Source organism: Pseudomonas kermanshahensis, from assembly GCF_014269205.2.
In the GTDB taxonomy this organism is placed as follows: Bacteria; Pseudomonadota; Gammaproteobacteria; order Pseudomonadales; family Pseudomonadaceae; genus Aquipseudomonas; species Aquipseudomonas kermanshahensis.
Genome location: NZ_JABWRY020000001.1, coordinates 1 through 12654, shown reverse-complemented (window position 1 = coordinate 12654; position 12654 = coordinate 1). Strand labels below are relative to the sequence as shown.

General features: G+C 63.0%; 10 protein-coding genes. 5 read left to right on the top strand and 5 right to left on the bottom strand.

The window, feature by feature from the left end; genetic code table 11:
- The first annotated feature begins 4 nt into the window (after nt 1–4).
- From pqqC to HU764_RS00035, 4 genes are read left to right on the top strand one after another with little or no spacing between them, the layout of a single operon-like run.
- On the top strand, nt 5–760 hold the full coding sequence (gene pqqC, locus HU764_RS00050) for a pyrroloquinoline-quinone synthase PqqC (protein ID WP_027594362.1): 756 nt from the start codon (nt 5–7) through the stop codon (nt 758–760).
- Nucleotides 757–1032, top strand: coding sequence for a pyrroloquinoline quinone biosynthesis peptide chaperone PqqD (pqqD, locus tag HU764_RS00045; protein ID WP_027594361.1), 276 nt, complete (start codon nt 757–759; stop codon nt 1030–1032). Before pqqC ends, pqqD begins: the two co-directional genes overlap by 4 nt.
- The gene (gene pqqE / locus HU764_RS00040) at nt 1004–2164 is read left to right on the top strand and encodes a pyrroloquinoline quinone biosynthesis protein PqqE (RefSeq protein WP_186704029.1); all 1161 of its coding nucleotides are present in this window, start codon (nt 1004–1006) and stop codon (nt 2162–2164) included. The genes pqqD and pqqE overlap by 29 nt, the downstream gene beginning before the upstream one ends.
- Complete coding sequence (locus HU764_RS00035) at nt 2130–3953, top strand: S9 family peptidase (RefSeq protein WP_186704030.1); 1824 nt, start codon at nt 2130–2132, stop codon at nt 3951–3953. Before pqqE ends, HU764_RS00035 begins: the two co-directional genes overlap by 35 nt.
- 33 nt (nt 3954–3986) lie before the next feature.
- On the opposite strand, the gene HU764_RS00030 is transcribed toward HU764_RS00035, so the two are convergent.
- Together HU764_RS00030 and HU764_RS00025 are read right to left on the bottom strand one after the other, a co-directional pair.
- The gene (locus HU764_RS00030) at nt 3987–4145 is read right to left on the bottom strand and encodes a YqaE/Pmp3 family membrane protein (RefSeq protein ID WP_007904205.1); all 159 of its coding nucleotides are present in this window, start codon (nt 4143–4145) and stop codon (nt 3987–3989) included.
- Nucleotides 4146–4295: 150 nt separating this feature from the next.
- Complete coding sequence (locus HU764_RS00025) at nt 4296–5576, bottom strand: aspartate aminotransferase family protein (protein WP_186681328.1); 1281 nt, start codon at nt 5574–5576, stop codon at nt 4296–4298.
- A gap of 211 nt (nt 5577–5787) precedes the next feature.
- On the opposite strand from HU764_RS00025, the gene HU764_RS00020 reads away from it, so the two are divergent.
- Entirely contained in the window at nt 5788–6711 is a 924-nt protein-coding gene (locus tag HU764_RS00020; protein WP_085274061.1) for a LysR family transcriptional regulator, read from the top strand.
- 380 nt (nt 6712–7091) lie between these two features.
- On the opposite strand, the gene HU764_RS00015 is transcribed toward HU764_RS00020, so the two are convergent.
- The 3 genes from HU764_RS00015 to HU764_RS00005 form a co-directional block, all read right to left on the bottom strand.
- On the bottom strand, nt 7092–8870 hold the full coding sequence (locus tag HU764_RS00015; RefSeq protein ID WP_186704031.1) for an acyl-CoA dehydrogenase C-terminal domain-containing protein: 1779 nt from the start codon (nt 8868–8870) through the stop codon (nt 7092–7094).
- A 123-nt stretch (nt 8871–8993) separates the two neighbouring features.
- Nucleotides 8994–10277, bottom strand: coding sequence for a GGDEF domain-containing protein (locus HU764_RS00010; RefSeq protein WP_186704032.1), 1284 nt, complete (start codon nt 10275–10277; stop codon nt 8994–8996).
- Nucleotides 10278–10538: 261 nt separating this feature from the next.
- Nucleotides 10539–12344 carry a phenylacyl-CoA dehydrogenase gene (locus HU764_RS00005; RefSeq protein WP_099452704.1) on the bottom strand — a complete coding sequence of 602 codons (1806 nt, stop codon included), beginning with the start codon at nt 12342–12344 and terminating at the stop codon, nt 10539–10541.
- Between the last annotated feature and the right edge of the window lie 310 nt (nt 12345–12654).

Here is a 12654-nt window from a genome sequence, read left to right as displayed (position 1 = left end):
CCTGATGAGCGACCCGTTGCCGATGTCCCCTGCCGAATTCGAGCAGGCCCTGCGCGCCAAAGGTGCCTACTACCATATTCATCACCCGTATCACGTGGCGATGTACCAGGGCCGCGCCAGCCGCGAGCAGATCCAGGGCTGGGTAGCCAACCGCTTCTACTACCAGGTCAACATCCCGATGAAGGATGCCGCGATCCTGGCCAACTGCCCGGACCGCGAAGTACGCCGTGAGTGGATCCAGCGCCTGCTCGACCATGACGGCGCGCCTGGCGAAGACGGCGGTATTGAGGCCTGGCTGCGCCTTGGCCAGGCCGTGGGCCTGGACCCTGATCAACTGCGCTCCCAGGAGCTGGTACTGCCCGGCGTGCGCTTTGCCGTCGACGCCTACGTCAACTTCGCCCGCCGCGCCAGTTGGCAAGAGGCGGCCAGCAGCTCGCTGACCGAGCTGTTCGCCCCGCAGATCCACCAGTCGCGCCTGGACAGCTGGCCACAGCACTACCCCTGGATCGACCCCGCCGGTTACGAATACTTCCGCACGCGCCTGGGCCAGGCGCGGCGTGATGTCGAGCACGGCCTGGCAATCACCTTGCAGCACTACACCACCCGTGCGGGCCAGGAGCGTATGCTGGAGATCCTGCAGTTCAAGCTGGATATTCTTTGGAGCATGCTCGATGCCATGAGCATGGCCTACGAGCTGAACCGCCCGCCTTATCATTCGGTCACCCAGGAACGGGTCTGGCACAAGGGGATCGCCCTATGAGTTTCGATCGCAAGCAAGTGCCCAACTGGCGCCCTGGCTACCGCTTCCAGTACGAGCCGGCACAGAAAGGCCATGTGTTGCTGTACCCCGAGGGCATGATCAAGCTCAACGAAAGCGCTGCGCTGATCGGTGGCCTGATCGATGGCCAGCGCGACGTCGCGGCAATCATTGCCGAACTTGCGCGGCAGTTCCCCGATGTGCCGGAAGTTGCCGACGACATCGAGCAGTTCATGGAGGTGGCCCGTGGCGAACACTGGATCGTCCTCGCCTGAGTTGCCGGCCACGCCCGAGGTCGGCTTGCCGCTGTGGCTGCTGGCCGAGCTCACCTACCGTTGCCCGCTGCAATGCCCGTACTGCTCCAACCCGCTGGACTTCGCCGCCCAAGGCCAGGAACTGAGCACCGCGCAGTGGTTCAAGGTGATGGCCGAAGCGCGAGAAATGGGCGCCGCGCAGATTGGTTTCTCCGGCGGCGAACCGCTGGTGCGCCAGGACCTCGCCGAGCTGATCGGTGAGGCCCGTCGGCTGGGCTACTACACCAACCTGATCACCTCCGGCATCGGCCTGACCGAAGCCCGCATCGCCGAATTCAAAAAAGCCGGCCTGGACCATATTCAGATCAGCTTCCAGGCCAGCGACGAGCAGGTGAACAACCTGCTGGCCGGCTCGAAAAAAGCCTTCGCGCAGAAGCTGGAGATGGCCCGTGCCGTGAAGGCCCACGGCTACCCGATGGTGCTCAACTTCGTTACCCATCGGCACAACATCGACAAGATCGACCGCATCATCGAGCTGTGCATCGCCCTCGAAGCCGACTTCGTCGAGCTCGCCACCTGCCAGTTCTATGGCTGGGCGCACCTCAACCGCCTGGGCCTGCTGCCGACCCGCGCGCAATTGGAGCGCGCCGAGCGCATCACCAACCAATACCGTGACAAGCTCAAGGCCGAGGGCAACCCCTGCAAGCTGATCTTCGTCACCCCGGACTATTACGAAGAGCGCCCCAAGGCCTGCATGAATGGCTGGGGCAACCTGTTCCTGACCATCACCCCGGACGGCACCGCCCTGCCCTGCCACGGCGCCCGCCAACTGCCGGTGCAGTTCCCCAACGTGCGTGACCACGACCTGCGGCATATCTGGTACGACTCGTTCGGCTTCAACCGTTTCCGCGGTTACCAATGGATGCCTGAGCCCTGCCGCTCCTGCGATGAGAAGGAAAAGGACTTCGGCGGTTGCCGTTGCCAGGCCTTCATGCTCACCGGCGATGCCAGTAACGCCGACCCGGTGTGCGCAAAATCGGCTGACCACGGCATCATCCTCAAGGCCCGCGAGGAGGCAGAAACCGCCCAACTCGCGATTGAAGAGATGACCTTCCGCAATGAACGAAACTCCCGTGTCATCGCTCGCGGCTGAATTCAGCGCAGCCCAGGCCGTTGCTGCAGGCACCGACTTCGCCGAGCTCAAGGTCAGCCCGGCCGGGCTGTTCTGGAACGAATTTCGCCCGGCCGACGGCGCCTGCCGAATCTGGCACTGGCACCAGTACCAAGCCCAGTGCCTGACACCGGATGGCTTCAGTGTGCGCAGCCGGGTGTACGAATACGGCGGCGGCAGTTTCTGTGTCGGCGGTGACGGGCTGGTCTTCGTCAACGAAACGGATCAACAGGTGTATACCCAAGGGCTGGACGGCGAAGTGCCGCGCCCGCTGACCCAGGCAGACGACTGCCGCTACGGCGATGTGCACTGGCATGACGGCCAGGTGCTGGCAGTCGAGGAGCACCATGGGCCAACCGTGGAGCATCGCCTGGTTGCCCTGCGCGAAGGCGCCCGCGAGGTGCTGGCTGAAGGTGCCGACTTCTACGCGTCCCCCACCTTGAGCAGCGACGGGCAGCGCCTGGCCTGGGTCGAATGGGACCGCCCGGCGCAACCCTGGACACAGACGCGCCTGTTGTTGCGCGAGCGTGACAGCAGCGGCGCCTGGGGGCCTGCGCGCTGCGTGGCGGGCCTGGACGAATCCCTGCAACAACCGCGTTTCGATGCACAAGGCCGCTTGTATTGCCTGTCGGATCGCAATGGCTTCTGGCAGCCCTGGGGGGAGATCGCCGGGCACTGGCAAGCCCTGCCCGCCGAACCCGCCGACCATGCCGGCGCGCCCTGGCAACTGGGTACCAGCACCTGGCTCGCCCTGGGGCCGCAACGCTATGTAGCCAGTTGGTTCGAGGATGGCTTTGCGCAGTTAGGGCTGATAACCGCAAACCAGCAAGTGGAGCGTTTTGCCAGCGCCTACACCCGCTTTCGCAGCCTGGCGATGGATGCCGGGCAGCTCTATGCCATCGCCGCCTCGCCCGTCAGCCCACCCGCCGTCATTGCCATCGACCTGAGCAATCATGAGGTGCGGGTACTGGCCGGTGGTGCCGAGGTGCTGCCCGCCGAATGCATCAGCAAGCCGCAGGCCATGCGCTACGCCAGCGGCAACGGTATCGCCCATGGTTTCTTCTACCCGGCCATGAACGCCAAAGCGCCCGCGCCCTTGGTGGTGTTTATTCATGGCGGGCCGACCTCGGCGTGCTACCCAGCCCTCGACCCACGCATCCAGTATTGGACCCAGCGCGGCTTCGCCGTCGCCGACCTTAACTACCGCGGCAGCACGGGTTATGGCCGGGCCTATCGCCAGGCGCTGCACCTGCGCTGGGGCGAGAGCGATGTCGAGGATGCCTGCGCGGCGGTTGCGCACCTAGCGGGGCTGGGGCTGATCGACCCGAGCAAGGCCTTCATTCGCGGCGGCAGCGCGGGCGGATACACCACGCTATGTGCCCTGGCGTTCCATGATGTGTTCCGGGCCGGCGCCAGCCTGTACGGCGTCAGTGACCCAGTCGCACTGGGCCGCGCCACGCACAAGTTCGAAGGGGACTACCTGGACTGGTTGATCGGCGACCCGCTGCAGGACGCCGAACGTTATCGCGCACGCACGCCCTTGTTGCATGCAGCGCAGATCAAAGTGCCGGTGATTTTCTTCCAGGGTGAGCTGGATGCGGTGGTGGTGCCAGAGCAGACGCGCCTGATGCTGGACGCCCTGAAGGCAAATGGCATTGCAGCCGAGGGGCACTTCTATGCGGGAGAGCGGCACGGGTTCCGTAATGCACAGAACCTGGCGCATGCGTTGGAAGAGGAATGGGCGTTTTATTGCCGGGTGTTGGGCCAGTAAAGCCAAGGGGGCCGCACTGCGGCCCCGCGTTTCTTAGCGCTTGGCGATGATATACACCGCGTGCACGATCCCCGGAATGTACCCACACAGCGTCAGCAGAATATTCAGCCAGAACGCCCCGGCAAAACCCACCTGCAGAAATACCCCAAGCGGCGGCAGCAAGATGGCGATGATGATGCGAATGAAGTCCATGCACGTCTCTCCTGAAGGGTTACAACAGAGACTAGCCGCGCGTCGTAGAGGTTCCACAGGGCCAGGGTACCCCCCAAAAAAAACGCCCCGGGCCAAATGAAACAGGCCAGGGGCGATGCGCAGGAACGCCAGACGGTTCGTTTAATTCAGTTACGCAGGCATTTCGCGGCGGGCTTGCTGCTGTGCATGCAGGCGGGCAAAGGCGCGGGCCAGGCGCAGGAGCATTTCGTCGATGTTGCCCTTGCTCACGGTCAACGCCGGCGAGAAACGCACCACATCCGCCTGCGGTGCATTGAGCAGCAGGCCTTCATGCAGGGCGGCCGTTACCAGGTCCTGGGCGACGCCTTCGTGCAGTTGCAGGGCCCACAGCAGCCCCTGGCCACGCACCTCGCCCTGGCCATAACGACCAGCCAGGCGGCTCAGGCCTTCGCGCAGGTGGCGGCCGCTGTCCTGCACATGCTCGAAAAAGCCAGGCTCCAGTACGGTGTCCAGCACTGCCAGGCCTGCCGCGCTCATCAGCGCGTTGCCATGGTGGCTGCCTTCCAGCTCACCCGGCTCGGCGCAGCAAGCGGTGCCGCGTGCCAGCAAGGCGGCCAGCGGTACCCCACCGCCCAAGCCCTTGCCCAGGGTGATGATGTCGGCACGTACCCCGTAAGTCTGCTCAGCGAGCAGCGCACCACACCGGCCGATACCGGTCTGGACTTCATCCAGAATCAGCAGGATGCCCAGCTCGCGGCACAGCGTTTCGACGCCTTTGAGGTACGCCTGTGTGGCGGGAATAACCCCCGCCTCGCCCTGGATCGGCTCAAGCATGATTGCCACGGTGCGCGAGTTCACTTCCGCATGCAGTGCCGCCAGGTCATTGAAAGGCACCTTGCTGAAGCCCGGCAGCCCAGGCTCGCAGCGATTGCACGGCAGCGGGTCGGAAGCCGACAGCGCGCCCAGGCTGCGGCCGTGGCAAGCCTGGCTGGCGGTGATGATGTGATAGGCGCCATTGCGGTGCAGCTGGCCCCATTTGCGCGCCAGCTTGATCGCCCCTTCGCACGCTTCGGCGCCGCTGTTCAGCAGGTAGGCCTGGTCGCTGCCGGTGCTCTGGCACAGGCGGTTGACCAGCGCCAGCCGGCCGCGGCTGTGAAACCCCGAACCCGGGTTGATCAGCGCCTGGGCCTGATTGCCCAGCGCCTTGACCAGTACGCTGGGGCTGTGGCCGAGGCTGTTCACCGCGCCGCCCTGGGTGAAGTCCAAGAAGGCATGCCCTTCGCTGTCCCACAACCACGAGCCCTGGCCGCGCACGAAAACCTGCGGGGCACGTTCGGTACTCGGCATCAGGCGCTCACGGGACAACTGCGGCGCATCCGCCACGGTCACCGGCGCACGCTCGGGCTCGGCGACGGCGGCGGCAGCCGAGCGACGCAGGTTGAACAGGTTCATCAGGGCTCCAACCAATCACGGTAAAGGGCGGCCAATGTGCGGTCTTGATGCCGGCACTTGATATTCAGCCTTGCCTATCAAAAGTGTTTTTCATCCGGGGTAACAATCCGGCCCTATGACCGCTGTAACCCACTGGAATACGGCGATAGACTAGGCGCCAAGACGGGTTTCGACCATTTCGTTTTTCCAGCATTTTCGATAAGTGTTGCTTATGGATTTCCGCCAACTGCGTTATTTCGTCGCGGTGTACGAAGAAGGCCATGTCGGCCGCGCCGCCGAGCGCCTGTCTTTGTCCCAACCCGCGCTTTCCCAGCAGATCCGCCAACTGGAGCACAGCCTCGACCTGAGCCTGTTCGAGCGCAGCAACAAGCGCCTGCTGCCGACCTTGGCCGCCCACACGCTGTACAACCATGCCCTGCCGCTGCTCGATGGCCTGCAACGGGCCCAGGAGGCCATGCGCAACTTCAAGGGCCAGTCTTTGCGTACCCTGGCCATCGGCGTGCTGCAGACCGTGCGGCCCAGCCTGGTGCCGCAGTTGCTCGAACGCTTGCGCAAGGCCCAGCCGCACCTTGTGGTGCAAATCTACGAGCTGTCGGGGCTGGAAATCGAACGGCGCCTGCTCAATGGCAGCCTGGACATCGGCATCAGTTACCTGCCACCGCGCCAACCCGGGCTGCATGGCCTGTTGCTGTACGAAGATGAACTGCAATTGGTCATCCCCGACACCCATCCCTTGAAGGACTTCAAGAAGGTGTCGATCCGCCAGGCCGCTGAACTGCCCATGCTGATGCTGGGCGAAGAGTTTCAGATTCGCCAGATCTGGCAGGCGCAACTGGCCAGCCAGGGCCGTCGGCCGCAGGTGCAGGCAGAGATGAACAACATGGCGGGGATTCTCGACAGCCTGGCCCATACGGCGCTGGCTACCATCTTGCCGGGGCGGGCCAAGGACGCGGCCGAGGATGACCAGGGGCTGCTGTGGAAGCCATTGAGCGAGCCGCGGGTGCCGCTCAAGGTCGGGCTGGTGTTCCGCGATGCGCAGCGCCAGCAAGCCTCGGTGGAGCTGCTGCGTACGTTACTGGAAGAAGAGACAGACGCGCGCCAGCTGGGAGGCTCGCCTCTGGATGTGCTGGGCTGACAAAAAAACGCGCACAAAGAAAACCCCGCCGAAGCGGGGTTTTCCAGACTGTTTCCCTGTGACATCCGTATCGCCCCGCCATCCTGGCAGGTGGTCCTTCGTCGTCTTCCTTGATCTGTCCTTTGCGCTTCCTGCGCAACGTCCATGTGGTAAAGATTACCTGTGGATCCAATCTGAGAACAGTGGTGAAAAGTCACCACGTCGTGTAGGAAAAAGCTTACAAAGGGGATTCATTGCGAATCTTATCGACTATTGGGGGCGCTCTGCGCCCCTTCGCGACGCAAGGCCGCTCCTACAAGTACAGCGTAACCTTCATAGCACCGCCGGCCTGTAGGAGCGGCCTTGCGTCGCGAAGGGCCGCAAAGCGGCCCCAAGATCTATCAGAACTGCTCAGCGTCCAGCAGGTACAGCGACTCGCTCCCCGCCTTCACCGACGCCACCAGCGAATCCACCCGTGGCAGCAACCGTGCAAAGTAGAACCGCGCCGTACCCAGCTTGCCCGAGTAGAACGCCTCATCCCCCTCACCCGCCTGCGCCGCACGCGCCATCAGCGCCCACATGTAGCCATAGGCCACATAACCAAAGGCATGCAGGTACTCGACCGAGGCCGCGCCAATTTCATTGGGGTTGCCCTTGGCCTGCTCCAGCACCCACTCGGTCAGCCCGTCCAGCTGGTCGAGGTAAGCGCCGAGCGGCTTGGCGAACTCGTCCAGCGCGCTGTCGGCCCCCGCGATGAAGCGGCGGATCTCGTCGGAGAAGAGCTTGTAGTACGCACCGCCACTGGCAACCACCTTGCGCCCCATCAGGTCGAGGGCCTGGATGCCGTTGGTGCCTTCGTAGATCTGCGTAATACGCACATCACGCACCAGTTGCTCCTGGCCCCACTCACGAATGTAGCCATGCCCACCGAACACCTGCTGGCCGTGCACCGCGCACTCCAGGCCTAGGTCGGTGAGGAAGGCCTTGGCCACCGGCGTCAACAGGGCTACCAGCTCTTCACTGCGCTTGCGTGTGGTGGCGTCTTCGCTGTATTTGGCACTGTCGAGTTGCAGCGCCACGTAGCTCGAGAAGGCGCGCCCGCCTTCGATCAAGGCTTTCATGGTCAGCAACATGCGCCGCACATCAGGGTGGACGATGATCGGGTCGGCAACCTTATCCTTGGCGTGCGGGCCGGTCGGGGCACGGCTCTGCAGCCGGTCACGGGCGTATTCCACGGCATTTTGGTAGGAACGTTCAGCCGATGCCAGGCCCTGAATGCCGACACCCAGGCGCTCGTAGTTCATCATGGTGAACATGGCCGCCAATCCCTTATTGGGCTCACCGACCAGGTAACCGACCGCTTCGTCGAAGTTCATCACACAAGTGGCGGAGGCTTGAATACCCATCTTGTGTTCGATCGAGCCGCAAGTGGCCGGGTTGCGCGCGCCCAGGCTGCCGTCTTCGTTAACCAGGAACTTGGGCACCAGGAACAACGAAATACCTTTCGGCCCGGCGGGCGCGTCCGGCAGCTTGGCCAGCACCAGATGGATGATGTTCTCGGTCAGGTCGTGCTCACCACCGGTGATGAAGATCTTGGTGCCACTGACCTTGTAGCTGCCGTCGGCCTGGGGTTCGGCCTTGGTGCGGATGATGCCCAAGTCGGTGCCGGCATGGGGCTCGGTCAGGCACATGGAGCCAGCCCAGACGCCGGCGTACATGTTGGGCAGGTACTGTTGCTTGAGCGCTTCACTGGCGTGGGCATTGATCGACAGGCAGGCACCGGCAGTCAGCATCGGATACAGGCCGAAGGCCAGGCTCGACGCGTTGACCATTTCCTCGACCTGGGCCGAGATAACCTTGGGCATGCCCATGCCGCCGAACAAGGGATCGCCACCAACGCCCACCCAACCACCTTCGGCGTAGGTGTTGTAGGCCTCGATGAAGCCGGCCGGCGTGCTGACCGCGCCGTTGTCCCAGTGGCAGCCCTCTTCGTCGGCGGCGCGGCTGAGCGGGGCGATGGTCCTGGCCGTCACCTTACCGGCCTCTTCCAGCACGGCCATGGCGGTCTCGGTATCCACCACCTCGGCCAGCGCGGGCAACTGCGCCCATTGCTCGGTCACGTTGAAGACTTCATTCAAAACGAAGCGCATGTCGCGCAGGGGCGCTTTATAGTCGGCCATGACAACCTCTCACTAGTAGGGTCGGGGCGGTCTCGGGGAACCGCGACACTGGGTTGCAGGCAGTGTAACCGAACAACTTTTACGAGACATAGGGTCATCAGCTGACCGTATAGTCGTGTTTGGTCACGCCATGCGGACCGCCCCACGCTGCGATTGTTGCCCATGCACCATGACACAATTGCGCCCGGCCTCTTTGGCGCTATACAGCGCCTGGTCGGCCGACTTGAGCACCGCCTCCGGGTTGCGATGATCGGCCTGGCGCTCGGCCACACCGATGCTGATGGTCACCGACACCGTACCCGCGCCGCTGCCAGCACGGCGCTGACGCCCTGTCGAATCGTCCTGCGGTCGGCTGTTCTGGTCGCGCAGCTGCATCGCATAGTTAGCAATCACCCCGCGCACAGCTTCCACATGCGGCACGCATTCTTCAGCCGTCTTGCCCGCAAAGACCAGGGCGAATTCCTCGCCACCATAACGGTAGGCGCGGCCGCCACCGGTGACCTTGGACAACCGGCTGGCAACCAGGCGCAACACCTGGTCGCCGACATCGTGGCCGTGGGTATCGTTGAATTTCTTGAAGTGGTCGACGTCGGTCATGGCGATCACATAGTTGCGCCCCAGCCGCTGCATACGCTCGTTCAAAGCACGGCGCCCCGGCAAGCCCGTCAGCTCGTCGCGGAAGGCCATCTGATAGGCCTCGTGCGCCACAGCCGCGGCAATCATCAACATCACCTGGCTGCACATGATGTTCAGGGTAAACGGCAGGATGAACGTCTGCGGCAGCATCCAGAACAGGCCGATCAGGCCAATGACCTGCGCCGCATGCAACGGCCTGGGCGCACGCAGGTACTGCACCACCAGCAGGATGAACACGCCGAGGAACAGCGGGTAGACCATCTGGATCAGGCTCATCCACTGGCCATGCAAGGCCGGCCAGCGGATCTCTGCCAGCCAGGCCAGTAGCGCATCGGGGTAGCTTTGCTCCAGTGCCACCGCAACGCTGGCAACGGCGAACAACACTGCGAAGCGGGCGACCAGGTCCTGCAGCAGGTGGGTGCGCTCCTGCCAGGCGCCATACAGCCCGAACAGGGCCGGCAGCAGCAGGCACACCAAGTGGAAGATGACCGCGGCGTCCGCACGCACGTGGCCGTTGTCGCGGTAGAAGTCGGTCTGGGTGTCGAGCAGGAAGTAGGCGATGTACACCGTCACCATCAGAAACAGCTCACGCTGGCGTCGGTAAACGGCGCAGTAGGCACCGCCCAATAGCAGGACCAAGGTGGGCAAGACATTGAACAGCGATGTGAAAAAGACACTGAGGTCTCTTACGTAAGCCGCCGCAAGGCCTGCCTGCAAGAGAAACAGCGAAGGCAGGAAGTGGGTTACGCGTACAGCATCAAGACGAAACAAGGGTAATCTCCAACCCGGCAGATCAATAGTGGCATTGTGCCCTTATTTCATCGGCAGCGCGCGTGAACAGTTGAATACAGTCTTATGCAGCTCCTGTGTAGGAGCAGCCTTGTGCTGCGAAGAGGCCGGTATGACAAACGATTTTCTGTGGCCGTTATGGCCTCTTCGCAGCACAAGGCTGCTCCTACACAGGCATCTGGCTGCAAAATGAAAAAACCCGCCTGCCGGTGAGGGCAGGCGGGTTTTTGTGCACGCGGTGGATCAGTAAGAGAGGCCGAAGTGCTCTTCGTCCATCGCCATCAGGTTTCCAGCACCCGACAGCATGGTCGCCACATGGGTACGGGTGCGCGGCAGGATGCGCTGGAAGTAGAAGCGCGCGGTCTGCAGCTTGGCGGTGTAGAACGCCACTTCTTCAGTACCGGCAGCCAGCTTCTCGGCAGCCAGGCGGGCAATGTCGGCCCAGAAGTAAGCCAGGCAGGCGTAACCGGAATACATCAGGTAATCGACCGAAGCGGCACCCACTTCTTCGCGATCCTTCATGGCCGCCATACCCACTTTCATGGTCAGCTCGCCCCATTCCTTGTTGATCGCCGCCAACGGCTCAACGAACTCTTTGACCGCCTCGTTGCCTTCCTGCGCCTGGCAGAACTTGTGCACGATCTTGGTAAAGCCCTTCAGCGCTTCGCCTTGGGTCATCAGCACTTTACGGCCGAGCAGGTCCAGCGCCTGGATACCGGTGGTGCCTTCGTACAGCATGGAGATACGGCTGTCGCGCACGTTCTGCTCCATGCCCCACTCGGCGATGAAGCCATGGCCGCCGTAGATCTGCACGCCGTGGTTGGCAGCCTCGAAACCGACTTCGGTCATGAAGGCCTTGGCGATCGGGGTCATGAAGGCCAGCAGGGCGTCGGCTTTTTTGCGCTCTTCCTCGTCCTGGCTGTACTTGACGATATCCACCTGCTTGGCGGTGAAGTAGACCATGGCGCGGTTGCCTTCGGCGAAGGCCTTCATGGTCAGCAGCATGCGGCGCACGTCCGGGTGGACGATGATCGGGTCAGCCGCCTTTTCAGGGGCTTTAGGGCCGGTCAGCGAACGCATCTGCAGGCGCTCACGGGCGTATTTCAGGCCACCTTGGAACGCCACTTCGGCGTGGGCCAGGCCCTGCAGCGCGGTGCCCAGGCGAGCAGTGTTCATGAAGGTGAACATGCAGTTCAGGCCTTTGTTGGCCGGGCCGATCAGGTAGCCGGTAGCGCCGTCGAAGTTCATCACGCAGGTGGCGTTACCGTGGATGCCCATTTTGTGCTCGATCGAGCCACAGGTCACCGCGTTGCGCTCACCGACAGCGCCTTCGGCGTTGGGCAGGAACTTGGGCACGATGAACAGCGAGATGCCTTTGGTGCCGGCCGGTGCATCCGGCAGGCGGGCCAGGACGATATGGACGATGTTATCGGCCATGTCGTGCTCACCGGCGGAGATGAAGATCTTGGTGCCGGACACTTTGTACGACCCGTCGGCCTGTGGCTCGGCCTTAGTGCGCAGCATGCCCAGGTCGGTACCGCAGTGCGGCTCGGTCAGGCACATGGTGCCGGTCCACTCGCCGCTGACCAGCTTGGTCAGGTAGGTGTGCTGTTGCTCTTCGGTGCCGTGCTCGGAAATGGTGTTCATCGCGCCATGGGACAGGCCTGGGTACATGCCCCACGACCAGTTCGACTCACCCACCATCTCGCTCAGGGCCAGGCCCAGCGACTCTGGCAGGCCTTGGCCGCCGTGGGCCACGTCGTGGGCCAGGCTCGGCCAGCCACCTTCGACGAATTGCTCGTAGGCCGCTTTGAAACCGGTCGGCGTCTTCACGCCCGACTCGCTCCAGGTGCAGCCTTCCTGATCGCCAACGCGGTTCAGCGGGGCCAGTACCTGCTCACAGAACTTCGCGCCTTCTTCGAGGATCGCGTCGACCATGTCGGGCGTGGCGTCCTGGCAACCCGGCAGGCTCTGATAATGCGCTTCGTAGCCGAGCAGTTCGTCGCGAACGAAACGGATATCACGCAAGGGGGCTTTGTAGTCAGGCATTGCGATGAACCTCTGTGATGAGTTCGGGGGTGATCGGAACTGCCGGCAAGGCTTGGCGGCCGTCGATCAAACAGTTGTTTGAAACTTACGTTTAGCGCGAGCGGATGTCAAGGAGGGACGATAGTGCCATTTACGCCACGAAAAATGGCGTTTACGCCACCCCACACATGAAATCAACACAACCCCTTGTAGGAGCAGCCTTGTGCTGCGAAGAGGCCAGCGATAAAAACGAACATCCCAGGGTGTTTAGCGGACTCTTCGCAGCACAAGGCTGCTCCTATGTATGGACTCGCCCACACTGTCTAGCTGC